Origin of the sequence: Novosphingobium sp. SG720, assembly GCF_012275365.1 — a bacterium.
GTDB lineage: Bacteria > Pseudomonadota > Alphaproteobacteria > Sphingomonadales > Sphingomonadaceae > Novosphingobium > Novosphingobium rhizosphaerae.
The window spans coordinates 259027-284532 of sequence record NZ_JAAZQN010000001.1; the positions used below are offsets into that span (position 1 = coordinate 259027).

The following is a 25506-nucleotide window of genomic DNA, read 5'->3' on the forward strand; positions in this document are numbered from 1 at the left end:
AATGCTCCTTTAGGCGGCCAGCTGGCTGGCGAAGTCGGCGTAATACTGGTCGGTCACGCGCTGGTTGAGGCTGAGGCCCTCGAGCGGGGCGACGCCGGTGAAGTCGTAATCGATCACCGCCTGGCCATTGGCGAGGTTGGCCGCTTCGTTGAGGGCGGGATCGTACCAGGCCTTGCCGCCGATCAGTCGTCCGGCGGTGACGTAGCTGCGCAGCCTGGCGTTGATCGTGTCGATCGTGTCCTTGACCAGCATGACGGTCATCGGCTTATCGGCCGCCCAGGCGAGGCCCTGCTCGATCTCGTCGGCGATCACCTGCGAGGTGCGCACCACGCTTTCGAAGGCGTAGAGCGGCTCGTCCGAACAAGTGCGGTTGCCCCAGTAGCAATAGCCGCCGCCGAAGCGCACCAGCGTGGTAATGCCCGCCGCATTGAGCAGGGCGGCATCGGTTTCCGTGCTGTTGAGGGCAAAGCTGACATCCTGCGATATCCCGGTCACCCCGGTGACGGTGACGTTGGAGATGGTCTTGTGCCAGCCCGTGTCGGCATCGATCTGCGCGCGCAGGCCCATGGCGCGGGCCACGGCATCGCCGGCAAAGGCGCTCGACCAGTTGGGCCAGATCATCATCATCTCGCGCTCGCCGAAGTTGGCGCGATAGGTCAGCGCCTCGGCCACCGTCTCGCCTTCGCCTGCGAAATAGAGGAAGCCGCGCAGCTTCCTGGCCACGCCTGCAAAGTGGGCGGTGACTGCCTCGCTATCGAGCGCCGGGGCGCCGAGGATGCGCGGGCGCACCTGCAGTTCGGCCTCGGCCGTGATCAGCCGATCGATGCCGGCCATGGTCAGCGCGTCTTGCGCCTGGGCATCGACGCCCACGCCGACGCGCACCAGGACGATCACCGGGCTGGAGACGTCGGCGATGGCAGAAAGCGCCTGGGGCAGGGTGCCGGTGGCGCCGATCGTCGCCAGGGCCTTGCGCACATCGGTGATCAGCACCCGGCCATCGAGCGGGAAGGTATCGGCGGGCGCGTCGGGCGCGGTGCCGACAATGCCGATCACGGCGGTGGACTGGGAAGCAATCGCGCGACTGCCCTGGGTGAGAAAATTGGTCTTGATGCCGTGCATGGCTGGCTCCTGATCAGGCGACGAGACGGGTGAGGGGGATGGTCAGGCGGGTGAGGCTGTTGGCCACGGCGCCGGCCTTGGTGCCGGTGATTTCGGCCACGGCCTGGCCGGTGGCGAGCTCGCCCGAGATCGTCACCTGGCGCACGACGATGCGCGGCTCCCACTTGGCCAGGGCCAGGGCGATACCCATCGAGGCGAGCAGCGTGGTGGCGCGGTTGATCGGCCGGTCGACCAGATCGGCCAGGATGCAGCCATAGTCGCGGCGCATCGTGCGGGTGCCGAGCGGGGTGGACACGATATCCTCGCACGACTGCGCCAGGTGATCGTCGCCCGCGAGCGGCGCGCCTGTTGCGCGGTTCATGCCGGTGAGGCTGGTCATAGCGGTTCCCCGCTCTGTGCGGCGCCGGCTTGCACCTGGCCATGCTTGTGGGACTTGAGGCTGATGCCGGCGGCTTTCACATCGTCGCTGGCGGTGATTGTGCCGGTCACTTCGAAATCACCGGCCAGCATCAGTTTGCCGCCATCGGGCAGGCTGAACGCCAAGGTGTGGCTGTCGGGATCGTAGGACAGCACGGCGCCATCCTTGAAGCGGATCAGGTCGGCCATGCCGTTGGCCGGCACGGGGAAAGCGTTGCAGGTGATCCCGCCGATCGCGACGGCCGCGCCGATCTCGCCGGCCGGGCACAGCACCAGGACTTGCTCGCCCACGGTGGGCGGGCACCACACACGGGTGTCGCCCATGCGCGGCGCGGCCCAGCGGATCGGGCCGGTGCGCAAATCTTCGTCGATCTCCACCACGCATTTGCCAGCGGCTTGATCGACCGAGACCACGCGGCCGAAGCGGATCAGTTCGTCGGGATCGGTCAGGGTGCTTTCGGGCGTTCGCATGGATTGCATCAGCCACGCCGCGCGGCCGGGAGCCATGGGGGCCGATTGTAAGGCCCGGTTTCACAACGCGCGCGGGTGGCAGGAAGGCCGGGCCGGCGCCAAGCCCAGGGACATGGCCGACAGCACCACCGCAATCGATCTATCGCAATTGCCCGCGCCCACCGTGGTCGAGCAGATGTCCTACGAGGACATCCGTGCCGCTGCCGTGGCGAAGCTGGTCGAGGATTTGCCTATCTTCGACGCGACCGTGTTGAGCGATCCTGCGGTCAAAGTGCTCGAGGTGTTCAGCTATCGCGAGATGCTGATCCGGCAGACGTTCAACGAACGCGCGCGCCAGGTGATGCTGGCCTATGCCACCGGCAGCAATCTCGACCAGCTGGGCGCGCTGCTCAATGTCGAGCGCCTGACCGGCGAGCAGGACGATGCCTACAAGGCGCGTATCCAGCTGGCGCCCGAGGCGTTCAGCGTGGCCGGGCCGGCCAGTGCCTATCGCTATTATGCGCTCTCCGCCGCCGGCACTGTGGCCGATGCCAGCGTGACCAGCCCCAAGCCCGACGACATCCGTGCGCTGGTGCTGGGGGTGCTGGCCGACCATGGCGCCGATGCCGGGCTGGTGGCGGCAATGACCGCCGCGCTCGATGGCGCGACCTGGCCGGGCACGGTGGTTGTCGCGCTGCTCTCTGCCCAAGGCGACGGATCGGCCAGCGACGACGAGATCGAGGCAGTGGAACTGGCCATTGCCGAAGACGAGGACGTGCGGCCCGTCACCGATCTACCCCAGGTGCGCTCGGCCGAGATTGTCGAATACGAGATCGATATCGATCTGACGCTGTTCAGCGGCCCGGACGAGACGGTGGTGCTCGCCGCCGCGCAGGCCGGGGTGGAAGCCTACAAGGCCGCCTCGCGCAAGCTGGGCCGCTCGATCACGCGCGCCGGGCTCTATGCTGCTGCGGTGGTGGCGGGGGTGCAGAATGCCCTGGTCAACAAGCCGGCGGCCGATGTGGCGGTGGGCAAGCTGCAATGCGCCAATTGCGTGGGCACTGCCGTGAGGATCGCCGGCCGTGTCGAGTGACAGCCTGCTCCCGCCCAATTCCACGCCGCTGGAGGTGGCCCTGGCGCGCCTGGGCTTGCGCATCGACGACATCGACCTGCCGATCGAGCAACTGTGGGATCCGGCGACGTGCCCCATCGCCGTGTTGCCGTGGCTGGCCTGGTCGCTGTCGGTCGACAAGTGGGATGCCGAATGGTCTGAGGCCGAAAAGCGTGCGGTTACCGCCCGCGCCATTGCCGACCAGCGCCGCAAGGGCAGCGTTACCGCGGTGAAGGCCGCGCTAGGCGAGATCGACAGCCTGTTGACGTTGGTGGAATGGCACCAGACTGCCCCGCGCGGCGTGCCGCACACCTTTACCGTGCACTTGCCCGCGATCGGCGCCGATGGCGTGGCCGGCGGCGCGCGGGTTTCAGCCGCCACCACGGCGCAGATCATTGCCGATGTTGTGCGCGTTTCGCCCGCGCGCAGCCACTTCGACGTGGTGATCGATCTGGCCCTGGCCGGCGCCACCGCCGCCACCGGGGCCGCCCACGCTGCGCTCTATCGCCGCGTGGCCGCCGGGCCAGACACCAGCGGCACCGACTGGGCCGCGCTGATCACCGACGAGATCGGCGAGCCGCTGACCGACGACACCGGACAATTTCTCGATGGGAGTGCCGCAGAATGACCGCGCTTGTCCTGCAAATCACCGACGCGGGCCGCGCGGCCATGGTCGATCCGGCGGGCGGCACGCGCACCGTGCGCATCGCGGCGGCCGGGCTGACCGCCGCCACCTTCATCGCCGCGCCCACGCTCGAAGCGTTGCCGGGCGAGCTCAAGCGTATCGCCACCGTCTCGGGCCTGGCCGTGGCGCCCGATACCGTGCACCTGACGCTGCGCGACAGCGGCACCGATGCCTATGCGGTGCGCGGCTTTGGCCTCTACCTCGAGGACGATACCCTGTTTGCGGTATACGGCCAGGCCGATCCGATCCTGGAGAAAGCGGCGGCGGCCACGTTCTATCTGGCCATCGACTGGACGCTTGCCGCTGCCGACGTGGCCGCGATCACGTTCGGCGACACCACGTTCTTGAACCCACCCGCCACCGAAGAGGTTGCGGGCGTCGCCCAGCTGGCGACCATTGCCGAAGCGCTGGGCGGCCTGGTGGCCGACAAGATGATCACGCCCGCCACGATGGCCCAGGTGCTGGCCGGCTATGTCAACGCCGCGCAGCTGGGCGTGGCCGGCGGGGTGGCGACGCTGGGCGAAGATGGCAAGCTGGCGGTGGAGCAGCGCCCCGCCATCGACCTGATCGACGTGTGGCCGGTGGCCGACCAGGCCGCGATGCTGGCCAAGGCCGATGCGACGGTGGGCGACTTTGCGGTGCGGGCGGACGGCCTGGTCTATGTGCTGCAGGCCCTGCCGCCCAGCACGCTGGCCAACTGGCTGGAGATCACCACGCCATCCCCGGTCGGCTCGGTCAATGGCAAGGTCGGCGCCGTGGTGCTCAATCCGGGCGACGTCGGCGCGGTGCCTACGGGGCGCAAGGTCCAGACCAGTGGAGGCCTGCTGACCGGTGGCGGCACGCTGGCGGGCGATCTCACCCTGGCACTGGCGGCGGCAAGTGCGGCCGAGGCGGCCGATGGCGCAATCGGCAACAAGGTGCTCACCCCGGCCAGCTTGGCCACGATCCTCGCTACCCTGGCGGCCAAGGCCAATGGCGCGGCCACCGTCTCGGCGGGCGGGTTGCTCACCGGCGGCGGCGCGCTCTCGGGCAATCCCACCATCGCCCTGGCAGCGGCCAGCGCGGCCGAGATCCTGGCCGGCACCGAAGCGGGCAAGGCCGTGACCCCGGCGGGCCTGGCCGGTCTGCCCAAGAGCCTCACGCCCAACGGCCTGTGGACCTTCCCCGGCGGCCTCAAGCTGATGTGGGTGCAGGTGCGTCAGCTGATCAACACCGAGCGGGTTATCACCGTCGCCTATCCCGACAGCTTCACCACGTTCGTGGCGCCGATCGCGCTCGCCGGGTGGAACACCGCCTTCTCGATCTCGCGCGATCTCTGGCTCCAGTTCGTGGGCGATCCTGGCCTCTCGTCCTGCACGATCCAGACCCAGTCCGACGACGGCCAGGACATGCGCCTCGACGGCTTCAACGCGTTTTTCCTGGGGGTGTGACGATGTCCCACATCTACTACAGCGCCGCACGTGGCGGCTTCTTCCACGCCGCCAACCACCAGCAGTTGCCCGACGATGCCGTGCGCGTCTCCCGCCTGCGCCACCGGCACCTGATGGAGGCACAGGCCCAGGGCCGCCAGATCGTGGCGAACGACAAGGGCCGCCCGGTACTCGCACCCGTGGTGCCGCCCAGCCTTGAGCAGCTGCGCACCCAGGCAAGCGCCGCCGTCAACCTCGAAGCCGCGCGCCGCATCAAGGCCGTGGCCACGATCGAGCGCCAGACCAACGACAACGCCCTGATTGCCCAGGCCGCGCTTGCCGCCGCCACCGGCGCCGCGCCTCCCGCCGGCCTGGCCGAAGCGCTCGCCCGCCGCGCGGCGATCGACGCCATCCGCGCCGCGTCCAACCGCATCGCCGCGCTGATCGCGCAGATGCCGGCGGTCAACCTCACCGACTTTGACGCCACGGCCGAGCGCTTGTGGGTGGAGGGCTGATCCATGGCCAAGATTTCCGACCTGCCTTTGGTCGCGGAGCCCAGCGGCACAGAAACCGCCGTCATCCTCAAGGACGGCGCAGCCAAGCGCGCGCCGCTCGATCAAGTGGTGATGGCCGCTTCCGCGCCCGCGCTGGCGGCGATGCAATTGCTGCGCAGCCAGGCGGCCGACCAGGCTGCGGCGGCAGCGGCAAGCGCGGCGGTGGCCAGCGCAGCGGTCGATGCCCGGCTCGGTCTGCTCAATCCCGTCGAGTTCGAGGCTTGTGGCTGGCTCGATGTGCTGGTCGATGCCGACTTCCGCATCATCGCGGGCGTCGATGATACCGGCGCGATCTACATCGAGGGCGTGCGCGTCGCCGCGCCCACGCAATACAACTACGGCGGCCAGGTCGTGGTCTATCTCGACGCGGTCGAATATGAGGCTTGCGGCTATCTCGATGTCGAAGTCGATGCCGATTTTCGCATTCTGTCCGCCACCGAATTGCCGGGCACAGCCACACCGCCGCCGGTCGATCCCGCCACGCTTTACGACCTGATCGACCTGTCCGACGGGGTGAACACCGCCACCTATTCGCTTGCCCGCACCGATGGCGCGCTGGTCAAGCTGGCGCCGGCCGGATCGGATCACACGGCGCTGGCGATCCGCCCCGATGGCTTTGCCGTCTACCGCTCCACCCGCGCCAATGGACCGCCTGGCGGGCTTTTCGCGCGCGATCTGGCGGGGCTCGGCCCGGAAAGACCGCTGGTGCCCTATCGCCGCATCGTTGCCGTGGGCGACAGCCTCACCTACGTCGCGGGCATTGCGGCCAATTCCTATTGGTACAAGCTGGGCCAACGCCTGGGGTGGCCCGCCGTCGGCTTCGGCGTCAACGGCCAGACCGCGCGCCAAGCCGCCGCACGCTATGGCGCCAGGCCGGTTTATGTGTCGCTTACCGGCGACCAGATTCCCGCAACCGGCAGCGTCGCGCTGACCGCGATCAGCGAAAGCCCGATCACCGCCGGCCTGCCGAACCTGGTTATTGCCGGAACTTTGGCCAACGTCGCGGGCAAGCTGTCGTGGGACCAGAACACGGGTATCTTCACCTTCACCCGCAGCACGGCCGGCGCCGCAGTGGCCGTTGCACCTGGCACTCGCTTCTATCCCACCGGTGCGGGCATCGGTTCCGGCACCATCGTCCCCTATCAGTGGGACGGGCTGTTGATCGCCTGGGCGGCGCGCAATTCGTACTACGAGGCCGAGAGCATCATCGAGAACCTCGAGTTGATCGTCGCCGCGCAGATGCCGCTGTCGAAGCGCTTCTTCGTGCCGCTGTGCCTCTATTCCAACGAGGACGGCATCGGCACCAGCAACCGCCAGGTGGTCGACCGCACCAATGCCATGATCAAGTCGCGCTGGCCCAAGAACTGGATCGACTTCAACGGCCCCCTGCAGAATGCCGGCAACGGCAGTGCGCAGGATCTCGCCGATATCGCCGCCGGCTACACCCCCACGTCCCTGCGCATCAAGGACAGCGACGGCACCACCGTCGATTTCCTGCACACCAATGCCGCCGGGAACACCGTCCAGTCGGACACCCTCTACAACGCAACCGTCGCGAAAGGCTGGAACCTGTGAACACCGCCGTCAACGCCCGGCAATATGCCGACCTCCACACCAACAACCCTGCCTACAAGATCCTGCAGCGCGACAAGATCATCGACGAAGGCACGATCGGCCTGTTCGATTTCGGGTACAAGTGGGGCTACGCTGCAAGGGTTTCGCCCGTGGTTGGCGGAACCAGCTTTGCCAACTTCGTGAAGGGCGGTGCGGCTGCAGTGAACGGCTCGCTCGCCAAGGCATGGGCTGGCAACCAGATCGCTTTTCCCATGGGCCACGCCAGCGCGAATGTCGCGCTTCCCGCCGCGTGGAAAATGCCGGCCGGCGCCAGCCATTTTGCCATCGGCTTTCTGGGCAAGGTGGCAACCTCTGGCTATCCCACCGGGGCGGCGGGCACGCAGAACGCATTGATCCTGGGCTGTCGCTCGGGCGGGAACTCGCAGTATCAGTTCTATTTTCAGTACGACAAGACGACCGGGACGATGACCAGGGCGTTTCTCGGATTCAACCTGCAGCTGTTCGACATCACGGCGTTCATGCCCACCGATGGCCTGGAGCATCACTTCGCCATCGAGTTCGAAGTGATCACCGCAAACACCTGGCAAGCGCGGTTCTGGGTCGACAATGCGATCAAGTATACCAGCCCCCCGCAGGCTTGGTCGGGAGCGCTCAACCAGGCCGGCGCCGCCGTCCCGGCAATCGGCGCCTATTACCAGGCCAGCACCTATGAAACCGCCGCGTTCTCGATCGGGCGCATCTGGTTGCAGGATCCTACGATTGCCGGCGCCAAGAGCATCGCGGCCATGAACGCGGCCGATTTCGCCAAGAACTTCGCGCGGTTCGGATGATCGTCCTGGGTTTGTAGGCAGCGACGGCACAACGCGCCGCCGATTCAATCGCGCGCGCGCAGTGGCATGGCGGGCACTCTCCTTTCCGCGAGGTGCCTGCCATGATCGACGTTCGCAAAACCCAGGCCGCGCTGGCCCAGGCCGACTATGCCCCTGGTCCGCTTGATGGCGCCTGGGGGCCATCGACCTGCACCGCGCTGCTGGCGCATCAGGCGCAGCGCCAGCCCGACGCCATGCTGCGCGCGCTGGGGCGTGCCGCTGCGGCCGAACTCCCGCGCTATGGCATCGTCAACAGCCCCGCGCGCCTGGCCGAATGGCTGGCGCAGACCGGCAACGAGACCGGGGGCTTCACGCGGTTCGAGGAGAACCTGCGCTATTCCGCGCGGCGGCTGCTCGAGATCTGGCCGTCGCGTTTCAAGACCCTGGCCCAGGCGCTGCCCTATGCCTGGGATGCTTCCGATCCCGATCGGGAAGACGTGGCCCTGGCCAACAAGGTCTATTACGACCGCATGGGCAACCGGGCCGGCACCAACGATGGCTGGGATACGCGCGGCGGTGGTCTGATCCAGCACACCGGCAAGGCGGAATACGATGCCCTGTTCGTGCGCCTGGGCGTGACCGCTGCGCAGATCCACGGCGGCGATCCTGTGGCCATGGTGCGGGCATGCTGCGATTACTGGGATCGCGTCGGCGCCAATGCCTATTGCGACCGGGGTGACTTCCGGGGGTTGCGCAAGCGCGTCAATGGCGGGCTGATCGGCGTGGACGAAGTCGCCGCCCGCCGCGCGCGCAGCCTGGCCGTGCTGGCAGGTGCCGCATGAGCGGCCTGCGCGCAATCCTGGCCCGCTGGGCGGCGGCGCTGGCTGTGGTCGGTGCGCTGGCCTTGGCCGCGATGACGGCGGCGGCCGTCCACTATCGCGGTGCGGCGCGCACCGAAGCCGCCGGGCGGGCCGCCGATCGCGCCGGCTATGTTGCCGCCCAGGCCGAAGCGACCCGCTTCGCGGCCGAGGCAATCCACCACCAGGAAGCGGTCTATCGCATGAAAGCCGCGCAACAGGACCAGACCCATGAAACCGAACTTGCCCAAGCTCGCGCTGCTGGCGCTGCCTATGCTGCCGCTCACCGCGTGCAGCCCAAAGCCGCTCAAGGTGGAGGCGGCACGGCCCTTGCCGCCGCCCCGGGTGACGGTACCGGCCTTCGCACGCCAGTGCCCGCCGCTGGTGTCGTGGTATCCGAACAGGACCTGCAAGCCTGCAGCGAAGTGACCGCCTATGCGATGAGCCTGCGGGACTGGGCGCTCGGAATGGAGGCGCAATAGCTTTAAAATGGCCGTTTGCCCATAGTAGAACCGGCGTTCTACTGCTGTGGTAGTTTGAAATATTCCTGAAATCATCGAAATATTATTAAAAAAATCTGTCAGAACAAAATTGGCTCAGCACTTTTTTATGTTAAAAAAGAAGTAAGCGTTATTATCTTCCGTATTGTATATGACAAAACTGCCTTGATATTCAGGCATTTTGTATCTAATCTTTCCTCGGGCCGGCACTGTTCCAATGTCAAAATTTCCGGCATCAGACTCATATTCACCAATCGTGAGAGGGATATCCGAACCGGTCGAGTTTTCTAGCGAGGAAATCGATCCAGGGCAATATTCTGAAATGGCAGGAGCCTCAGCTAAAGAATCTACATCATTTTTCGATTCACTCAAAGTCCGGGTAATGATCAAGCTTTGATCTGGGAGTTTCTCTTGAGGCAATATATTCAAGTCACGCCCAATGTTTATGTCATGACCGGCCACAACAGATGGCGCCTGATTATTCCCAGAAAATGCGCTAGGACTGTTAAAATTGCTAACTGTGCTTGGATAGGGCTTAGGATCATCTTTGGAGTGCAGGGTGATTCCCGCAATGGTGACGCCTATAGTTGTTACGCCTAGTGCAAGAATCGCTGTGCGCGTCGAACGCGGGCGACCACTGGAATCTGTCATCTCCACCCCTGGGTAAGTCGTTTCAGTCGATTCGACTCTGAACTTTAATAGATTTTTACCTACGCCGGAATAGCTCGATATTCTTTGTTGTGCGGGTTCTCTCGATAAGAAATTCCATGCAGCTGCCGTTGACAGCTGTTCCAAATGTTCTGACATTTGAGGGCAGCTTAACAGGACGTGCGCTCGGGTTTCCTCGGAAAATTCGATAGGCTTTCTAGCGATCTAATAATTCCAAGGTTTCGTCTTCAATCGCGCTCATATCTTCCTCGCTTAAGCCCAGCAGCCGTCGCGCGGCGTAACGCACGCGAATGGAATTGCGGATGCGGGGATCGACCGGGGCTTCCTCGCCGAAGTGGTGCACTTCGGCTGTGCGCTGGATCAGGGGACGGAAGCTGACCACCACTTCATCGGTGCGGGCGACACCGCGCAGGTTGCGCGCCAGCGCGGCCTTGGGGAACATGCGGGCCTTGCGCTTTCGCAGGCGGCCGCGCCTGTCGCGCTGGCTCTTGCGCGGCTCCATCGGCGTGCCGTCGGGCTGCATATTGTCGCGGATGCGCTTGGCGTTGCGGTCGCGCAGGGCCTTGGCGAGCTTGCGCGTGAGCTTGCGGCGCTCGGCCGGCTTGAGGCGCTGGAGGTAGCCCTCGAGCCAGGGCGCCAGGTGATCTAGGCCGGCATCCGCCATTGTTGTCAATCCAGAGGGCGGGGCGCGACCTGCTGGCCATCGGCCCAGATCGAGGTGAGGCCGGGGCCGATCTGGCTGATATCGGGGATCATCGGCATCGCTTCGGCAACGGTCGCCAAGTTCCAGCGGCCTGCCTCACCTGCTGTGGCGGTGACCGCTTCCGTGAGTGACAGCGTGATCTGCACATCGACCGTGCCGACATCGAGTATGTCGACTTCGAACGGGATGCCCTCGGCGCCGCTGGTGAGCAGGTTAGGCTGCTGCTGGCCAAGCGCCTGGTCGAGCGGATCAACGCCACCCCGCATACCGTCTATGCAGAGCCATTTGTGGGCATGGGCGGCGTGTTCTTCCGCCGCGACCAGCGCCCCAAGTGCGAAGTGATCAACGACTGGAGCGAGGACGTTGCCACCTTCTTCCGCGTGATCCAGCGCCACTACGTCGCCTTCATGGACATGCTGCGCTGGCAGATCACGAGTCGGTCTGGCTTCGAACGCCTGCGTCGCCAGGATCCGACCACGCTGACCGACCTGGAACGCGCGGCGCGGTTTCTTTACCTACAGCGCCTGGCGTTCGGCGGGAAAGTGGCTGGCCGCAACTTCGGCGTGAAACTTGATGGCGGAGCACGGTTCGACGTCGCCAAAGTCGGCCCCCTGATCGAAGCCGCGCACGAACGGCTTTCGGGCGTGGTGATCGAGCGCCTGCCCTGGTCCGACTTCCTTACCCGCTATGATCGGCCGGGCACGCTGTTCTACCTCGACCCGCCTTACTATGGCTGCGAAACGGACTATGGTCGCGACCTGTTCGACCGCGACCAGTTCACCGCCATGGCCGACCAACTGCGCGGCCTCAAAGGCGGCTTCCTCCTCTCCCTCAACGACCACCCCGACGTGCGCCGCATCTTCGCCGGCTTCACGATCGAGGCCGTGCCGGTGAGATACACCGTGGGGCGGCATGGCGCAGAGCAAGGTGGTGGGCGAGGTGATTATCAGGGGGTGAATTTGACCATCAGTGCCGGGCGATAGAACCGGCACTGATGGTCACTAGGTCGCTTCGGATGCGGCACGGAAAAGCTGTTGAGATCTGTAAAGGACAGTGGCAGATCGCGACCAACTCACGTCGTTCCGGTGCAGCCGCTTGAACATCCGGTGACACGGAAACCGGACCTTCGCGTGTTGAACGGCTGCCGGTCGGCGGCACGCCCAATGTCGCCGCCCAAACAAATGTTTCGTACCCTCAGAGGCGGACATTTTTACTCTTTGACCGCATCCGAAGGCGGATTGGATTCATCTGTCTTGACTTCCGCCACTTCAGCGGTGGGCATAAAGGCGCTGCCTTTCTGCGCGCGCCCGCGCGCGACCTCGACGATGCGGTCGGCGATTCGGTCAGCGTCACGCCACTTCATCACGAGCTTGCCCGGATCCATACCGTAGTCTGCGACCACATCGCGCAGTTGCTCAATGTCGAGCTTCGCAAGCGCTTCGCGCAGCGCGGGCTCGCCGTCGCGGGCGAGCTGCACCGGATCGAGAACAGCAGGGGTCCGTCTGTTGCTCGGCCGCTTGTGCTCGGTCGGCTTTGAATGCCGCTTTCGCTCGATGGGAGCTTTAAGCAACTTTTCGTCAAGGCCGAGCACCTGCGCCAAGCGTTCTTGGAAAGCTGGATTGGCCTCCGCCTCTGCGATCACTTCGCGCAAGAGCGCGGTCAGTTTCTTCTTGATCGTCACAGCCCATCCTCCAAGTCGGACCAGATTTCCTGCGCCAAGCTGTAGAAGTCATCGCCGAGGTCACCCGGATATTTCTGCTTGATCGTGCGGGAATGCGCCTGAAACTCCGCTGCGGCGGCCACGGCGTTGCCCTGTCGAATCACGGTATTCATCACCACCGGCAGGTTCTTGTCGTTCTTGAGTTGCTTGAGGACGTTGTTGTGCACCGTGGAATTCGCCTGGAACTTTGTCGCGACGATGCCGAGCGGCTCAATCTCCTCTCCAATCGCTTCCGAGAAGCCGGCGACGCGGCCGACGATCTGGGGGATGCCGTAGGTCGACAGATGGTCTGGGATCGTCGGGATGATGTAGTGGTCGGAAATCCGTAGGCCGTTAAGCGTGATGATTCCGAGGTTCGGCGGACAGTCGATGATCACTAGGTCGTACTCGTCGATGCGCGATTTCACCGCGCGATTGAGGAGTTCGATCGGGTTTGCCGAGAAAAACTTGCCAGCTGGGGCGGAAGCCAACTTATCCTGCACGTCGATCAGGTCGAGGCTAGAAGGCAGCAGGTCGATGGTTGTAGCAGCCCGGACATCCGACACGCCCTTCTGCAGCGTGGCGTTGATGTCGAACTTCCGGTTGTCGGGGTCCATCGCGTCCTGAAACAGGCGGGCTAGGGTGTGTCCCTTTGTGTTGAGGTCAAACCAGCGTTCTTCCCCGATGAGCATCAGCGTCGCGTTGGTCTGCGGGTCGAGGTCAATAACGAGGACGCGCTTACCCATCAAGGCGGAGAACGTCTCGGCGAGAGCGACCGTGGTGGTCGTCTTGCCCACGCCGCCCTTCAGATTGATAGTCGAGATTACGTGGGTCATCGGCATTCCACTTCGTTTGTTTCGGCGCAGCCAGGCGCGGATGTTGGCTTGAAGGAAGATCGGACCAGAGGCCAATTCAGCAACGGCTCTAGGAAAATCTGACGCACGCACCCGCCAGTTGGAGACGGCCTGCCTGGACACGCCCGCCATTTGCGCAATCTCGTTGATCCCTACCAGTTCTTCGCCGCTGTCCTTAGTCACACTTCCCCCGTGAACGTTGGTCACAGATTCTGTGTACAATGCTCACAATCGCGTTTCAAGGGGCGCTTTTATCCAAAAGCGCGATTTTCTCAGCCTACACGATCGTAATCTATGCATAGCTGTTGGCACGTGTAGGCCACGCTCGCGCGGAAATGCTAAGTTACCTCGAGAGCCGTATCAATAAAGGGGAGCTAATCCGCTCCCGCCGGCGAGCTCGCGCGCAGCGTCCCCGCGCAGGGTGGGGAAGAGGCCGTAATGCCGACGCGCGCCCGGCATGGGGCCTCGAGGATCGCGTCCGTCATAATGTCGAGGTCGATTCCTTCCATGGCAATGATGGGAACATATGTGCAAAGCCAGTCCGCGATTTGACTCTGCGTGGCGGGCGGCAGACACTTCGGCGATGAGCAATCTCTACCGCCTGCGCAGCAACCAGTCCGAAGCCGTTCAAATCTTCGCGGCCGAAGGGAGAGTTGCGGTCGAAGCGATTTCTGTGCGAAATAATAGGACGACCAATCATGCGGCTTGGCAGCGGGGGATAGATGCCGATCGAAATAAGAGTGGAAGACGCTGACTTGGTTGGGTTCAGTGACCCAGCCAAACAAAGCGTCAAAAAAGCCGGTGAAGAATTCATCAAGCGTGTCATCGACGAAGCCAATCGGCTCGAATCAGCGCATAATACGAATGGTGGGCTGGCCGAAGTCACTGCGCCAATGGTTCAGAATGCGGCAGTGATCCAGCGGCACGCTATAGGAACGAAAAAGTTACCTTGGTATGTCAAGGTCCTTCGTGTCACGTCGGGCGTTGTCTCGATGGTGGTTGGCTTCATGTATGATGATGTGAAGTTACAGAACGGCATCTACATGGCTGTTTTTGTCGGCTTGATGACGGTCGCTATTGGGACCATCATCGCTTCTGCGATTAAGGAATAGTCGATGGCTGACCCTTTGCTTGAAGAACGATCGCGAGAGATCGAGGTAATAATGAAGGAATCCGCCATCCGTAACAGAAGTGCACCGCAGGTTGAGCTTTTGCTTCATGCCTACATGGTGCTCGGGGGGATGATGACCATTGGCGCGATAGGTTATTTTGGCTTCAGCTTACTCAAAATCGATCTAACACTCGAACAGCGGATGTCTGTCATGACAGCCGGGGCGGGAGTTCTAGTGGCCGCAATGTCGTGGCTGCTTCTACTTAATCGCAGGAAGCTAGAGGCGCTTAGAGCAGAGACGCTGCGTGTTGCCGAGCGAGACTATGACCTCGTCAGAGAGTGGGCTAAGTTCGAGGCAGCAGGCCGCCGCGTGCTTCAAGAAAAGGGGGTGGAGTTCAACTCTCGCTCCCCCCGTTCGATCCTATCGGCGCTTGAACGCTGTGCGGTCATCCCGTCCGAACTCGCGCGCGAAATAAGTATGGCTTTGGATGTACGGAATAAAGTGGTCCATGATGTTGATCCCGTACCCCCTATTATGGTCCAAGCGGCAGGCCGAATTCTGGCCGATTCTAATAAAAAGTTAAATTCTGTGCTTCAGCCTTCCTCCGAGACTCAGGGATATGGAGCGACAGGCTCAAGCGTCATCCTAAGTGCTACCGGCACTCAGAAGTTTTACGGTGGTGGTGAAGCTATTCCCGCTGACAGTCCTGCCGCAGAAACTTCGAGAAAAGGTACGCGCAAGATCAATCTGGATGATGAATGACAGTGAGGCTGACGGCTTATGCTGAAAGCCGTCAGCCAAGCGAATAGCCGGCAACGGCGGTTGTGTCCCAACACACCGCATTTGGCGATTGGCCTGACCTAGCCGTCAGCGCTTATTCGACTCAGCCTAGAGCCATTCGGCGGTGTTCGGCGCGATGGCAATTGGCGCAGAGGCAAAGCAGTTCCTCAATCCGCGTCTCGTGGTCTTCGCCCATGTCTTTGAGTGGTACGGTGTGGTGGATGTCAAAGATCGCTTCGGCGATGCCGTGGGGGTAAACGGCATACCAGTCGGTGGAGCAGTGTTCGCAGACGAGGTGGCCCTCGTTAGCAGCGCGGATTGCGGCGCGCTTTGAGATCGCTGCTTTCGGGCTGCGGGTGCGCTCGATTCGCAGGTGGGTGGCCATTCGCGGGTTGCCTTCGATCCATCGGCGTTCCTCTGGTTCGACTGGAACCGATGCAACTGCCTTGTCAGTCTCGGCCTCTGAACGGGCTACCCGACGCTTGCGCCGTTGGGCCTCGGCAGCGGAAGCGCTCTTGGTGATGATTGTGTAGCCCGCTTCCTCGAGCATAGGGAAGCATGGCTGCGACCAACCGGCGCTAAAATGGACCGGCCGTGCTTTGGCAACAATACCGGCGATCTCTAGCGCGCGGCCAAACACATGCTTGGGAGCGAGCAGGTCGCCCTGCTCAGTGAGAAGATCGTAGTCGGTCGACGGGCCGAAGTTCGACATGACGTGGCCAGCGAGAATGTCGGCGACGGCGGCCTTAATGTCGGCCGGTCTCACCCGGCGCTGTAGAACGCTGGGAAGGCGCTCCTCACCGGGGCTGGTTGAGGCACCGTTAAATGAGTCGGCTAAAATGGCCCGTAATTCGCTCTCAGATTTTGAATCTGCGATTAACCTAACTTTGCTCCAAGCGCCGTTGCTGGCTCTTCCAGCGTTCATAGCACGAATAAGCTGAGAGAACTGTTCAGATACGGTTCCCGTCAACTGGGCTCCTTGCAAGATGCGGCGCTGCAAAAGAGGAAGATGTTCGACTCGATTGCTATCAAGATAGATATCCGGCTTTACTCCGTTGTCAGCTAGCCGGGCCAGTATCATTTCGAGCGTAGGACGGTAGTCGCGATTGCGCGACGTGCCACTGCGGCTGTGCAGTATGACAGCATTACCCTCGATTTCGACACGGGCGTCGAACGCTTTTCCATCGTTGTTGCGGATCGTAACCATCGATCAGGACTTCAATGAAAAGCGATGATAGTGTCAACGGGTTATCGCTGCGTGGCGGGTGAAATGCGCAGTGCTTTGTCAATCGCTCGCATGCATGTCGATGCGCATCCTACACCGGTCAGCAAACTTGCAATTTAGCCCAGGGCTGACTGTCGGATTTCGGGCGAAGGGGCCGTTCGTCCAGTTTTCCCGAACGTTGGGTATGTCCCGAAAATGGATGCCATGTGGAACGACGATGAATGCCTACCCCTTTGAGCCCGTGTCCGCGGCTGGTGCGAGAGTCCTGTTGAGCACCTGGGCCAGGCGCCAGCCAGCCTTGGCCAACTGCTTCGCCGCAACGCGGCGCGCCTGGGCGTCATAGCCGGCCGGTAGCGCGATCGGCGCGCGCGTGTCGTCGCAACCGGGCTGGGACTGAACCGTGTAGACACCCTGCTTGGCGAGGCCGAACGACTCGCGCGCCCAATCTTCCGGTGTGCCGGCCGACCAGGCCGCCTTCTCCTGCCGCGTGATCCGCTTGCCCAGCTGCTTGGCCAGGACTTTCGCGTCGGGATCGATCTCGCGGACGATCACGGTGTCCCAATAGCCATGAAGGTTGACCGTGCGCGGGCCGCCCAGGGCCAGGGCCACGCAATTGCCGCCCCGGTCGTGGTTGTCCGATGCATGCAGGGGCTGGTGCAGATCGCCCACGAAATGCAGCACGAACTTGAGCGCCAGCAGGCGCTCCTGCGGGCTGGTGGCCGGCGCGGCCAGTTCGCGGGTGAACTGCTCGAGCTTGGTCACGATGCACTCGGTGGCCCGGCCGGCGCTGGCCGGCGCGTCGCTGGGCGGGCTTTCGGGGCACGCCTTGGCAAGGTCGCCGTCGTCCAGCTCGATGTCGGCGAAGTGCCAGTTCTCGGTGTCCTTGTGCTCGCGGCGCCAGGCATCGGCCCAGGTGGCGCGCGCGGCCATGTCCGAGGCGGTCAGCGTGTCCTGGTCGGTGGCGAGGATCGCATCGACGCGGCGCCGCGCCTCGGGCTTGAGGTACTGGCGGGCGATTAGGGCCACGACCTGGTGCCCCTCGCTGCCCCAGGCAAGCGCCGGGGCGGGGGACAGGGCGAGGGCGGCAAGGCACGAGGCGAGCAGGGGGATGCGCATGGCGCCGCCCTGCCACAGCCCCGGCCGGGCCGCCTAGGGCCTTGCGGCAAGTTGCGCGTCAGACCCCGCGCGCCGCACTTGCCCCCACGCCCCGCCTCCACGCTTCTGGTGTGGTTTTGACGCATTCGGCTGAGATCGCGTGCAACGCGGGAAGGGCCGCAAACCGGGCATTTTCCGGCCTGTCGGCCGATCACATTGCGATGTGCGCGCAAACGCACTTCGACGCACCTGCCGCGACCTGTCAGAAAGCGCTTCGTCAGCAGTCTGGCGCGGCTTTTGCTCCTGGCGCCCCTGCCGAGCCCCGGAGCGGCGCAAGCCGCTCCGTTCGACGGTGCCACAAGGCACGCCGGTGCGTTCGATCGCTGTCGATTGGGCCTGTCCGCGCCATCAAACTGCGTATCGCGAAGCGATTCCTTTTCCCTTTAGATACCTGAGGCGGGGTACTCCCCAGCCGCTGAACTCGCACTTGGGGCACAGGAAGGCTTGGCGTCGAAGTGCGCCCCCAAGGCGTCGAGGACGCGGGCGAGCTTGGGATCGTCTGGGTGCAGAGCGCTGCCCAGGCCTGAGAGCGGCTTGGCAAGCAGCGCCTGGCGCTCGGCCGCCTCGGCCTTCTTGCGCGCCTGGATCGCCTCGGCGCGCTTCCGGCCGCCGACCAGTTGGGCAAAGCGCTGCTGCACCGTCGCAGCCAACTTGGTGGCAAACGCATATGCGTTCGTTATTTGTTCTCTCTGCGGTCCCTCGCAAGCCGAACGGCCTGTGCGCCGCGTGCGCCGGACCTTGTCGATGAAGCCGTGCGCCTTGAGCGCCTCGATCGCTCTCACCACCGTTGCGCGGGCCAGGCGGGCCTTCGCGCAGATCGTGTCGATCGCCGGATCGCAGCGGCCGGTGGTGAAATCGACAAAGCCGAGCAGCACCTCGAGCACCCAAAGCCCATTGCTGCCCAGCGGCCCCTCGCGCTCGCCCTTCTTCTTGTGGAGCGTGTTGTATTCGCGCGCCACCTGCAGGAGCTTGTCGCGCCATCGCAGCGCCTCGGCCGTGCGACCGCCGCAGACCGGGCGAAAGATCTGCGCGCGCGGATCATGCTCGTCGTAGCTGTGCTTGCGCGGGGTGCGTTCGAATCGCTTGCCCTCTTGCAGGGCCTTCACCCGCCAGCCGACGAGATCGCCGATGGAGGCCGTCGTCATGCCGCAAACCGGTTAGACATTGGGCCCGCAAACCCGCAGAAATCCGTGGGTCCGAAATTTTGGTTAGACGCGCCAAGGCATTGACAGAAATGCAAAAAATGCTGGCAGCAGGGCTCACCACGGTTGCATTCAATCGCGTGGCGGTTTTTCCATCCATAGGCCCTGCATATGGGCCCCGACGAATACCTGCGGCACCGACGGCGTGACTTGGTCGCCAGCTTCGCGCCTGGCGATGGCTTTACGGGCCGCCTCGAAGCTTTGCTGCAGCGAGGCACCTTGCGCGAAGGGGCCGTTGAGGAAAGCCTCGCCAAAATAGGTAAGATCGTTGCCGGGCCCGCAGCCGAACGACGTGCGGTCGTGTCGGGCCGCGGCGATGACGATCGTGTCGGGATTGGCGAGCGCCTTGATCCAGCTGCCGGCGTAGCAGGCCGAAATCACGATCACGCGGCGGCGGATGCCGGCCTGGCTCAGGGCTTGGTTGACTGCGTTCGCATCGATCGGAGTGAGATCGTCATATTCGCTCGTCTGGGTCAGCAACGCGGCGTCGCGCCCGCCATGCGAGACGAGGTACACGAACGTCCAATCGCGCGCCGGGTCGCTGTGTGCTGCCACGGCCTGCACTGAGGCGACGAAGTTGGCGCGGGTGGCCAGTGGCTGACTCTCCAGCATCTGGGCGTTGTTGGATAGCAGAATGGCGCCGCCGAGCGCCTTGCCATAGCGCTGGCCCATCACGCCAAGTGCGCGGTTCGCCTCGTTCAGGAATTGATCCTGGGTCCCATCGGCGGCGATCGCCACGGCCCTTACGCGCGGCGCGGCGCCTTGTGGCGAAGGCTGCAGCCCTGCAATGGCCTTGGTCAGCAGAGCGGGCTGCATGCCCCACATAACATCGGCCAAGGGCGTTGGCGTGGCATGGTCATCGCCCTCATCCGGCGCGCCGCCGGTCAGATAGGGTTGCAGCGCGCGAGACAGGTAATAGGTGCTCGACTGCGCTTGTGGCATCAAGGCGACGCAGGCCAGCGTGCCCAGGCCCACCGCGATGGCGGCAAGACGCCGCCAGGCTGGCCGACCCACGTGATCGCCCCATATCCACAGTGCCAGCCCGGTAACGATCATGCCAACCAGCCACAATCCCGGGTTCTCGGTGTTGCCCTGCAATGCCGCCACTATCGTGCCGATTTCCGCGACGATGGCCGCGCCGAGGAAGGCGAGCGCCAACCGCAAGGTATCGGTGCGCCGCCCCAGCAACAGGCCGCCCAGCATCGCGGCAAGCACCGGGGCACCGGTGGCAGCGATGGCGTAAAACAGGCCGCCGGGCGACGGAAATATCACGCATCGCGCAGACACGACCACGGCCAGAGCCAGCCACATCAGCGGGACCAGTGTCTCGCGTCGACGCCAGGAATGCGGCTGCCATGGTGCCGCCTGGGCCAGCCGCGTTGCAGTGCTGCTGCCGTCGCGCGGAATGCCAGCCGCATGCAGGGTGGCAATCAGATCTTCGCGCTGGCCTTGGGCAAAGGCGCGTGCCGGCAGCAACGCGGTGTCCACGTTGGTGGCGATGAGCACGATCCCATGGCGGGTATCGCGCCACCCGGCATAGTGGGACCAGGGCGATTGCGCGTGGACCATGTCGGTGCGCACGCTGATGCCCTGGTCGGTCCAGTTGATGTCCTGTGGACCCTGCCAGGGTCGCCGCTCTGTAAAGACGCGCCGGATCTGGTTGCGCGAAATCGCAAAGCACAAGGGCAGCACTGTCAATATGACAACGACCATGCCGATCGCGGCCAGCGACGCAGCCCGCGCCGCAGGGCCCAGGCCGTCATCGCGGCACGTGAAGAACGTGATAAGCCAGATAAGGCCCAACACCACCGTGTCCGTCAGCAGCGCACGGCGTGACAGCACCTGGCGAAAGAACCGGATGCGCTGCAAGGCCAGCGAATCGCGCAACTGCGGTGTGAATGTGATTGTGCCGGCCATGTGCCCCCCTGATGTGCAGGGGTGCGCTATCCGTGCTTACCAAATCATGGATTCAGATGGAAAAATCTGGTCCGATGCGGGCGCTTTCAAGCGTGCCGAGCAATTCGGACTGCTTCTGCGCTTCGTTGGCGGCCTTGGCCGCGGCGGTCTTGCCGGCGCGATCGGCCAGGACCTGCCACGCGGCCTGCGAGCGCAAGTGTTTGTCGCGCTGGTTGGCCAGATCGGATTCGTCGGCCGCCTTGGCGCTAAGGGCAACCTGCCGGAGGTAGAAGTCCTGAGCTTCGGACATGGTCGTCTCCTTCGGGCAAGGTTGCCGGCCAAAATGGCCTGATTGCGATCAGCCCACCATCTGGGCGACGATCTCGCGCAGTTCCTGCCGGCTCAGCCCGCACGGGGCAGCAGCGGCGCGCATGGCGCGACGCGGGGCGGGCAGGGGATAGGTGGTATGCAGCTTGGATGTAGTGAACGTGTATTGCATAATCATGTAGGTTGTATTCTTGTCTTTTTATGGTCTTGGGCGGGTCTAGCGCCGTTTGCGCAGGGCAGCCGGGCCGCCCCCGATTTTTTCGCGATAGACGATACGCCCCTTGGTGAGGTCGTAAGGGGTCATCTCGACCCGGACCCGGTCGCCCACGATCGAGCGGATGCGAAACTTGCGCATCTTGCCCGCGGTGTAGGCGATGATCCGGTGATCGTTTTCCAGAAGGACGCCGAAGCGCCCATCTGGAAGGATCTCGTCGATTTGGCCTTCAAGGGTCAGCAGATCCTCTTTGGCCATGGAATCAAACCGACTGGAGGTTGACGGCAGCTTCCTTGCCGCGACGGTCGGTTTCCAGTTCGAAGCGCACGCGCTGGTCCTTGGTCAGCGTGGCCATGCCCGAACGCTCGACCGCGCTGATGTGCACGAAGCTGTCTGCGCCGCCATTGTCGGGCGCGATAAAGCCATAGCCCTTGTCGGAATTGAAGAATTTCACGGTGCCGGTAATCATGGGTGTTTCCTTTTCACGAAACAGGGGAACCCACCGGCAACAGCGCCGGCGGAGCTTGTAGCGAGAGAAGGGAAGTATCGGCGCGCAGACGTGGAAAAGCGCATGGGCTTTTCCTGGTCATAGGCTTCAAAATCCGTCGCAGGCGACGTTAGCAGAGCCTGATATGGACCATGGCGGTGAATTTGTCAATGTTATCCACCGACCATCCCGGCCAGGCGCTGGGCGATGATCGTCTCGGCATCGGCCACGATGCGGCCCACCAGTTGCGCCACGGTGGGGACGTCGTGGATCAGGCCCTGCACCATGCCGGCCGTCCAGATGCCGTGTTCAGGATCGCCCGAAAGCAGGCCTTCGCGGCCGCGCGCGCCTTTTACAAGATGGGCGATGGCTTCGAACGGCTGGCCTTCCCGCTCGATTCGCACCGCTTCCTCTGCCACGCTGTTGCGCGCCACGCGGGCGGTGTTGCGGTAGCTGCGAAACAGCAGCGCGGTGGCGCGTTCGTCGTTCGCCACGATCGCCTGCTTGATGCCGTCGTGGATGGGCGCTTCCTGGGTGGCGCAAAAGCGCGTGCCCATGTTGATGCCTTCGGCGCCCAGCGCCAGCGCGGCAACCAGCCCGCGTCCATCGCCGAACCCGCCCGAGGCAATGATCGGGATCGTCACCTTGTCGGCCGTGGCGGGAATCAGCACCAGGCCCGGGATGTCATCCTCACCCGGGTGGCCGGCGCATTCGAACCCGTCGATCGAAATGGCGTCCACCCCCATGCGTTGGGCGGAAAGCGCGTGGCGCACGGCGGTGCATTTGTGGATCACTTTCACCCCGGCGGCCTTGAACGCGGCCACGTGCTCGTCCGGGCGATAGCCGGCGGTTTCCACCGCGGTGATGCCGCTTTCGATGATTGCCTGGCGATATTCGGCGTAGGGCGGCGGGGTGATCGCGGGCAGGATCGTCAGGTTCACGCCAAACGGCTTGTCGGTCATGCTGCGGCAACGTGCGATCTCGCGCACCAGCGCTTCGGGCGTGGGCTGGGTCAGTGCCGTCAGGAAACCCAGCGCCCCGGCATTGGCCACGGCTGCCACCAGATCGGCCGTGCCCACCCATTGCATGCCGCCCTGGGCAATCGGGTGTTCCACGCCAAACAATTGCGTGAAGCGGGTCGTGATCATGGCGGTGGGCAATCCTTTTTTCGGGTGTTTGCGCTTGCACGCAGCCTGCCAGCGCGGGCCGGCGCTTGTCAATTAACCAATCAACTAAACCGCACGACCGATCCGGCCAATAGTCCAATATCGGCGCGGCCGGCGCCGTGGCAGTGGCGTGACGAAACAGACACGTGGAGTGGAGAAGTTATGTCGAAACGCCTGATTGCACCGGTTCTGGCCATGACGTTCGCGATGGCGGGCATGCCGCAGGCCGCTCATGCTGCGCCGCCGCCCGCGCCATCCACCTGGGCGCGCTGTGCCGTCTGCCACGACAACACCAAGGGCGGCCCCAACAAGATCGGCCCCAATCTTTATGGCGTGGTGGGCAAGAAGGCCGGCACGCACGCGCCCACGTTCAAGTATTCCGACGGCCTCAAGAAATCGGGCCTCACCTGGAATGCCGCCACGCTCGACAAGTGGATCGAAAACCCGCGCGCGCTGGTGCCCGGCACGATGATGGCGTTCCCCGGCCTGAAAGATCCGGCCAAGCGGGCCGAACTGGTCGGTTATCTCACCAGCCTGAAGTAAGCGTTCTTTTCGGGTCGCGATACCGGACGGGGCCGGGTGGCACGATGCCGCCCGGCCCTTTTTTGTGTTCGGCCATGGCCGTGCTTCAGGTGTACTGAATTGCCTTGTAGCGGCGCAGCCCGCGGCGACGAAATGGGCAACTGCGATGGATGTCAGTGACGTGATCGATGCGGCCGGGTTCCTTGTTCGGCCGTTCGGCTGGTTGGCCTTGCGCGGCGCCGAACTGTTCGCCCGTCTCAGACGCAGGCCTTACCGCCGGGAAACGCGGGCCGATCGATTGCCCAGCCTGCGCCGTGGCAAGCCGGACTGACAAAAAAGGCCGGACAACCCGGGGAATTGGGTTGTCCGGCCAATGCCCGGCGCCTGGAGAGCCATGCGCCGGGGCGTGGATGATCGGTGCCGGGTAAAGGTCCGATCAGAAGAAGAGGATGCCGCCCAGCGCCAGCGTATCGGACTTGGCGCTGTTGCCGTTGTGGGCCTGCGCCTTGGCCGAGACATATTCGCCGATCAGCGTGACCCAACTGGTCAGGCCATAGCGCACCTGGCCGACATAGCTGCTGTTCTTGGCCACCAGCGTGGGCGTGGTGGCGGCATCGAGGGCGTTGGCAAAGTTCAGGCGGCTTTCGCCATAGCTGCCGCCCACCGAGATCTTGCCGAAAGTGGCCATGGCCTGCGCATAGAAGCCATGGCTGTCCCGCGCATGGCCCAGGCCATCGCTGTCGAACAGGTTGAGCACCGTGGTGCCCAGGCCCGAGGCGGTGTAGTAATAGCCCACGGCCGTGACCGGGCCGGCGGTCAGCTTGGCGCCCACGTCCAGCCCCTTGCCGGTATAGGCCAGCGCGCGGTTGAGCGTATCGTGCTTTTGCGTGATGCCCGAGGCCCACAGGTGCGCCGTCACGGGGCCCAGCTTGCCATCATAGGAAAGCTTGGCCTGGAAGCCGGGGCTGCCGTTCTGCTCGGCCGGGCCGGTCAGCGAACTCAGGGGCTGGAACACCCCGAACGCGGCCTTGAAGCCCGAAAGCGATGGCGTGGTATAGGTGATCTGCGGCTGGAAATCGGTGTAGATATAGCCCGATCCGATGCGGCCCAGCGTGGTGTTGGCCGGCGCCACATTGCCGCCCGGCGCGCCGGAAGACAGCAGCGTGATATCGTTCAGGATGGCGTCGGAGCCGAACAGGCCGATGTCGCGCCCGATCTTCACTTCGCCAAAACCGGCGCGGCCGAACGTCAGGTAGGTCTGGCGGAAATCGATGCCGGCGGTGGCAAGGGCGGTGGGCTGCCCGCCGTTGTTGGCGCCCAGCGCGCCCCAGGCCGCGCTGTTGATGCCCGGATACATGCCGAAGTGCGCGCCCACGTCCCAGCCACCCTGGTGCGTGGTCGCTTCCACTTTCAGGAAGCCGGGCAGCAAGCCGTTGCGCACCGAGGACGTGCTGTTGCCACCCACATTGGCAATGCCGCCCGTCACCGCCGTGCGCGCCGATGCGGCTTGCGGATTGTCATGCACATAGAACCCGTTGACCGAGCCCGAGAACGTCAGCGCCACATCGCCGATTTCCACCCCCACGCCGCTGGCCGTGCGGCGCACCAGGCGGTCGCTGTCCGCCACCGGCGCTGCGGCAGGCGTGGCGGCCGGTGCCGGCGCCGCGCTCTCGGCTTCGTCCTCGCGCAGCAATTGCTGGTATTCGTCGTCGGACAGGATGCCCTTTTCATGCAGCCGCTTGAGCAGCGCGGCCGAAGTCCCGGCCATGGCGGGCGTGGCGCCCAGCGTGATTCCCAGTGCAATCGTCGTGGCGAGCATCGTGCCCGCCAGCCCCTTGTGAGCCTTCATTGGTCCATCCCCTGCCATCGTTTTCTTGCCCCAAAGGGCAGGGCAGAACGATGCGCTCGGGCGGTCACGAGCGAAATTGGACTATGGTTCTCGTTCCAAGGAACTAAGTAAGTTCGCAGCATAGGATCCTCCCCCACATCGTGGGGGAGGTGGCAGCCCG

The 25506-nt window shown here is 64.1% G+C and carries 31 protein-coding genes; 13 read left to right on the plus strand and 18 right to left on the minus strand.

Annotated features, from left to right (window positions below; translation table 11 throughout):
- Positions 1-9 precede the first annotated feature (9 nt).
- From FHW94_RS01295 to FHW94_RS01305, 3 genes are read right to left on the minus strand one after another with little or no spacing between them, the layout of a single operon-like run.
- Positions 10-1119 carry a phage tail sheath subtilisin-like domain-containing protein gene (locus FHW94_RS01295; protein WP_168553997.1) on the minus strand — a complete coding sequence of 370 codons (1110 nt, stop codon included), beginning with the start codon at positions 1117-1119 and terminating at the stop codon, positions 10-12.
- 13 nt (positions 1120-1132) lie between these two features.
- On the minus strand, positions 1133-1498 hold the full coding sequence (locus FHW94_RS01300; RefSeq protein WP_168553998.1) for a GPW/gp25 family protein: 366 nt from the start codon (positions 1496-1498) through the stop codon (positions 1133-1135).
- Complete coding sequence (locus FHW94_RS01305) at positions 1495-2007, minus strand: phage baseplate assembly protein V (protein WP_168553999.1); 513 nt, start codon at positions 2005-2007, stop codon at positions 1495-1497. Before FHW94_RS01305 ends, FHW94_RS01300 begins: the two co-directional genes overlap by 4 nt.
- Here FHW94_RS01305 and FHW94_RS01310 point away from each other — a divergent pair.
- The 8 genes from FHW94_RS01310 to FHW94_RS01345 all read left to right on the plus strand — a co-directional run bounded on the left by FHW94_RS01310 (position 2006) and on the right by FHW94_RS01345 (position 9468).
- On the plus strand, positions 2006-3079 hold the full coding sequence (locus FHW94_RS01310; protein WP_246865839.1) for a baseplate J/gp47 family protein: 1074 nt from the start codon (positions 2006-2008) through the stop codon (positions 3077-3079). The two genes, FHW94_RS01305 and FHW94_RS01310, sit on opposite strands and share 2 nt — an antisense overlap.
- A complete protein-coding gene (locus FHW94_RS01315; protein ID WP_168554000.1) occupies positions 3069-3725 on the plus strand; it encodes a phage tail protein I in 657 nt (218 codons plus the stop codon). Before FHW94_RS01310 ends, FHW94_RS01315 begins: the two co-directional genes overlap by 11 nt.
- Positions 3722-5212, plus strand: a complete 1491-nt coding sequence (locus FHW94_RS01320) for a hypothetical protein (RefSeq protein WP_168554001.1) — start codon at positions 3722-3724, stop codon at positions 5210-5212. The genes FHW94_RS01315 and FHW94_RS01320 overlap by 4 nt, the downstream gene beginning before the upstream one ends.
- Positions 5213-5214: 2 nt before the next feature.
- Positions 5215-5706: a hypothetical protein gene (locus tag FHW94_RS01325; protein WP_168554002.1), complete on the plus strand. Its 492-nt coding sequence runs from the start codon at positions 5215-5217 to the stop codon at positions 5704-5706.
- A 3-nt stretch (positions 5707-5709) separates the two neighbouring features.
- Positions 5710-7320 (plus strand): hypothetical protein, encoded by a 1611-nt coding sequence (locus FHW94_RS01330; protein WP_168554003.1) that lies wholly within the window; start codon positions 5710-5712, stop codon positions 7318-7320.
- Complete coding sequence (locus tag FHW94_RS01335) at positions 7317-8150, plus strand: hypothetical protein (RefSeq protein ID WP_168554004.1); 834 nt, start codon at positions 7317-7319, stop codon at positions 8148-8150. Before FHW94_RS01330 ends, FHW94_RS01335 begins: the two co-directional genes overlap by 4 nt.
- Positions 8151-8251: 101 nt before the next feature.
- Positions 8252-8971: a hypothetical protein gene (locus FHW94_RS01340; protein WP_168554005.1), complete on the plus strand. Its 720-nt coding sequence runs from the start codon at positions 8252-8254 to the stop codon at positions 8969-8971.
- Positions 8968-9468, plus strand: a complete 501-nt coding sequence (locus tag FHW94_RS01345) for a hypothetical protein (protein WP_168554006.1) — start codon at positions 8968-8970, stop codon at positions 9466-9468. Before FHW94_RS01340 ends, FHW94_RS01345 begins: the two co-directional genes overlap by 4 nt.
- Before the next feature lie 114 nt (positions 9469-9582).
- Here FHW94_RS01345 and FHW94_RS01350 read toward each other — a convergent pair whose 3' ends face one another.
- From FHW94_RS01350 to FHW94_RS01360, 3 genes are read right to left on the minus strand one after another with little or no spacing between them, the layout of a single operon-like run.
- Entirely contained in the window at positions 9583-10293 is a 711-nt protein-coding gene (locus tag FHW94_RS01350) for a hypothetical protein (protein ID WP_168554007.1), read from the minus strand.
- A gap of 58 nt (positions 10294-10351) precedes the next feature.
- On the minus strand, positions 10352-10819 hold the full coding sequence (locus FHW94_RS01355; protein WP_168554008.1) for a phage virion morphogenesis protein: 468 nt from the start codon (positions 10817-10819) through the stop codon (positions 10352-10354).
- A 5-nt stretch (positions 10820-10824) separates the two neighbouring features.
- Positions 10825-11124: a phage tail protein gene (locus FHW94_RS01360; protein ID WP_168554009.1), complete on the minus strand. Its 300-nt coding sequence runs from the start codon at positions 11122-11124 to the stop codon at positions 10825-10827.
- On the opposite strand from FHW94_RS01360, the gene FHW94_RS01365 reads away from it, so the two are divergent.
- Positions 11080-11841, plus strand: coding sequence for a DNA adenine methylase (locus FHW94_RS01365; protein WP_246865956.1), 762 nt, complete (start codon positions 11080-11082; stop codon positions 11839-11841). The two genes, FHW94_RS01360 and FHW94_RS01365, sit on opposite strands and share 45 nt — an antisense overlap.
- 227 nt (positions 11842-12068) lie before the next feature.
- Here the strand turns inward: FHW94_RS01365 and FHW94_RS01370 are convergent, their stop codons facing one another.
- Complete coding sequence (locus tag FHW94_RS01370; RefSeq protein ID WP_210425432.1) at positions 12069-12539, minus strand: hypothetical protein; 471 nt, start codon at positions 12537-12539, stop codon at positions 12069-12071.
- Positions 12536-13594, minus strand: a complete 1059-nt coding sequence (locus FHW94_RS01375; protein ID WP_210425433.1) for a ParA family protein — start codon at positions 13592-13594, stop codon at positions 12536-12538. Before FHW94_RS01375 ends, FHW94_RS01370 begins: the two co-directional genes overlap by 4 nt.
- A 557-nt stretch (positions 13595-14151) precedes the next feature.
- On the opposite strand from FHW94_RS01375, the gene FHW94_RS01380 reads away from it, so the two are divergent.
- Positions 14152-14523 carry a hypothetical protein gene (locus FHW94_RS01380; protein WP_168554010.1) on the plus strand — a complete coding sequence of 124 codons (372 nt, stop codon included), beginning with the start codon at positions 14152-14154 and terminating at the stop codon, positions 14521-14523.
- A 3-nt stretch (positions 14524-14526) separates the two neighbouring features.
- Positions 14527-15285 (plus strand): hypothetical protein, encoded by a 759-nt coding sequence (locus FHW94_RS01385; RefSeq protein ID WP_168554011.1) that lies wholly within the window; start codon positions 14527-14529, stop codon positions 15283-15285.
- Between the two features lie 121 nt (positions 15286-15406).
- Here FHW94_RS01385 and FHW94_RS01390 read toward each other — a convergent pair whose 3' ends face one another.
- The 9 genes from FHW94_RS01390 to FHW94_RS01430 all read right to left on the minus strand — a co-directional run bounded on the left by FHW94_RS01390 (position 15407) and on the right by FHW94_RS01430 (position 22957).
- On the minus strand, positions 15407-16510 hold the full coding sequence (locus FHW94_RS01390) for an HNH endonuclease (RefSeq protein WP_168554012.1): 1104 nt from the start codon (positions 16508-16510) through the stop codon (positions 15407-15409).
- A gap of 243 nt (positions 16511-16753) precedes the next feature.
- Positions 16754-17644 carry a S1/P1 nuclease gene (locus FHW94_RS01395; protein ID WP_168554013.1) on the minus strand — a complete coding sequence of 297 codons (891 nt, stop codon included), beginning with the start codon at positions 17642-17644 and terminating at the stop codon, positions 16754-16756.
- Between the two features lie 422 nt (positions 17645-18066).
- Complete coding sequence (locus tag FHW94_RS01400) at positions 18067-18828, minus strand: hypothetical protein (protein WP_168554014.1); 762 nt, start codon at positions 18826-18828, stop codon at positions 18067-18069.
- Positions 18829-18957: 129 nt separating this feature from the next.
- On the minus strand, positions 18958-20802 hold the full coding sequence (locus FHW94_RS01405; RefSeq protein ID WP_168554015.1) for a C13 family peptidase: 1845 nt from the start codon (positions 20800-20802) through the stop codon (positions 18958-18960).
- A gap of 52 nt (positions 20803-20854) precedes the next feature.
- Entirely contained in the window at positions 20855-21091 is a 237-nt protein-coding gene (locus FHW94_RS01410; RefSeq protein WP_168554016.1) for a hypothetical protein, read from the minus strand.
- A gap of 48 nt (positions 21092-21139) precedes the next feature.
- The gene (locus tag FHW94_RS01415; RefSeq protein WP_168554017.1) at positions 21140-21286 is read right to left on the minus strand and encodes a hypothetical protein; all 147 of its coding nucleotides are present in this window, start codon (positions 21284-21286) and stop codon (positions 21140-21142) included.
- A 39-nt stretch (positions 21287-21325) separates the two neighbouring features.
- The gene (infA, locus tag FHW94_RS01420; RefSeq protein ID WP_168554018.1) at positions 21326-21580 is read right to left on the minus strand and encodes a translation initiation factor IF-1; all 255 of its coding nucleotides are present in this window, start codon (positions 21578-21580) and stop codon (positions 21326-21328) included.
- Positions 21581-21584: 4 nt separating this feature from the next.
- Positions 21585-21791, minus strand: a complete 207-nt coding sequence (locus tag FHW94_RS01425; RefSeq protein ID WP_168554019.1) for a cold-shock protein — start codon at positions 21789-21791, stop codon at positions 21585-21587.
- A 191-nt stretch (positions 21792-21982) separates the two neighbouring features.
- Complete coding sequence (locus FHW94_RS01430; RefSeq protein WP_168554020.1) at positions 21983-22957, minus strand: nitronate monooxygenase; 975 nt, start codon at positions 22955-22957, stop codon at positions 21983-21985.
- A 180-nt stretch (positions 22958-23137) separates the two neighbouring features.
- Between FHW94_RS01430 and FHW94_RS01435 the strand changes: the two genes are divergently transcribed.
- Positions 23138-23518 carry a c-type cytochrome gene (locus FHW94_RS01435; RefSeq protein ID WP_246865840.1) on the plus strand — a complete coding sequence of 127 codons (381 nt, stop codon included), beginning with the start codon at positions 23138-23140 and terminating at the stop codon, positions 23516-23518.
- 160 nt (positions 23519-23678) lie between these two features.
- On the plus strand, positions 23679-23828 hold the full coding sequence (locus FHW94_RS01440; RefSeq protein ID WP_168554021.1) for a hypothetical protein: 150 nt from the start codon (positions 23679-23681) through the stop codon (positions 23826-23828).
- Between the two features lie 105 nt (positions 23829-23933).
- On the opposite strand, the gene FHW94_RS01445 is transcribed toward FHW94_RS01440, so the two are convergent.
- Positions 23934-25316, minus strand: a complete 1383-nt coding sequence (locus FHW94_RS01445; protein WP_168555383.1) for a porin — start codon at positions 25314-25316, stop codon at positions 23934-23936.
- Positions 25317-25506 lie beyond the last annotated feature (190 nt).

Bases quoted from the DNA above. Each gene is read 5' to 3' on its own strand.
- FHW94_RS01295 (WP_168553997.1), bottom strand. From the start codon at position 1,119: ATGCACGGCATCAAGACCAATTTTCTCACCCAGGGCAGTCGCGCGATT.
- FHW94_RS01300 (WP_168553998.1), bottom strand. From the start codon at position 1,498: ATGACCAGCCTCACCGGCATGAACCGCGCAACAGGCGCGCCGCTCGCG.
- FHW94_RS01310 (WP_246865839.1), top strand. From the start codon at position 2,006: ATGGATTGCATCAGCCACGCCGCGCGGCCGGGAGCCATGGGGGCCGAT.
- FHW94_RS01305 (WP_168553999.1), bottom strand. From the start codon at position 2,007: ATGCGAACGCCCGAAAGCACCCTGACCGATCCCGACGAACTGATCCGC.
- FHW94_RS01320 (WP_168554001.1), top strand. From the start codon at position 3,722: ATGACCGCGCTTGTCCTGCAAATCACCGACGCGGGCCGCGCGGCCATG.
- FHW94_RS01325 (WP_168554002.1), top strand. From the start codon at position 5,215: ATGTCCCACATCTACTACAGCGCCGCACGTGGCGGCTTCTTCCACGCC.
- FHW94_RS01330 (WP_168554003.1), top strand. From the start codon at position 5,710: ATGGCCAAGATTTCCGACCTGCCTTTGGTCGCGGAGCCCAGCGGCACA.
- FHW94_RS01340 (WP_168554005.1), top strand. From the start codon at position 8,252: ATGATCGACGTTCGCAAAACCCAGGCCGCGCTGGCCCAGGCCGACTAT.
- FHW94_RS01345 (WP_168554006.1), top strand. From the start codon at position 8,968: ATGAGCGGCCTGCGCGCAATCCTGGCCCGCTGGGCGGCGGCGCTGGCT.
- FHW94_RS01350 (WP_168554007.1), bottom strand. From the start codon at position 10,293: ATGTCAGAACATTTGGAACAGCTGTCAACGGCAGCTGCATGGAATTTC.
- FHW94_RS01355 (WP_168554008.1), bottom strand. From the start codon at position 10,819: ATGGCGGATGCCGGCCTAGATCACCTGGCGCCCTGGCTCGAGGGCTAC.
- FHW94_RS01360 (WP_168554009.1), bottom strand. From the start codon at position 11,124: ATGCGGGGTGGCGTTGATCCGCTCGACCAGGCGCTTGGCCAGCAGCAG.
- FHW94_RS01385 (WP_168554011.1), top strand. From the start codon at position 14,527: ATGGCTGACCCTTTGCTTGAAGAACGATCGCGAGAGATCGAGGTAATA.
- FHW94_RS01390 (WP_168554012.1), bottom strand. From the start codon at position 16,510: ATGGTTACGATCCGCAACAACGATGGAAAAGCGTTCGACGCCCGTGTC.
- FHW94_RS01395 (WP_168554013.1), bottom strand. From the start codon at position 17,644: ATGCGCATCCCCCTGCTCGCCTCGTGCCTTGCCGCCCTCGCCCTGTCC.
- FHW94_RS01400 (WP_168554014.1), bottom strand. From the start codon at position 18,828: ATGACGACGGCCTCCATCGGCGATCTCGTCGGCTGGCGGGTGAAGGCC.
- FHW94_RS01405 (WP_168554015.1), bottom strand. From the start codon at position 20,802: ATGGCCGGCACAATCACATTCACACCGCAGTTGCGCGATTCGCTGGCC.
- FHW94_RS01410 (WP_168554016.1), bottom strand. From the start codon at position 21,091: ATGTCCGAAGCTCAGGACTTCTACCTCCGGCAGGTTGCCCTTAGCGCC.
- FHW94_RS01415 (WP_168554017.1), bottom strand. From the start codon at position 21,286: ATGATTATGCAATACACGTTCACTACATCCAAGCTGCATACCACCTAT.
- infA (WP_168554018.1), bottom strand. From the start codon at position 21,580: ATGGCCAAAGAGGATCTGCTGACCCTTGAAGGCCAAATCGACGAGATC.
- FHW94_RS01425 (WP_168554019.1), bottom strand. From the start codon at position 21,791: ATGATTACCGGCACCGTGAAATTCTTCAATTCCGACAAGGGCTATGGC.
- FHW94_RS01430 (WP_168554020.1), bottom strand. From the start codon at position 22,957: ATGATCACGACCCGCTTCACGCAATTGTTTGGCGTGGAACACCCGATT.
- FHW94_RS01435 (WP_246865840.1), top strand. From the start codon at position 23,138: ATGTCGAAACGCCTGATTGCACCGGTTCTGGCCATGACGTTCGCGATG.
- FHW94_RS01445 (WP_168555383.1), bottom strand. From the start codon at position 25,316: ATGCTCGCCACGACGATTGCACTGGGAATCACGCTGGGCGCCACGCCC.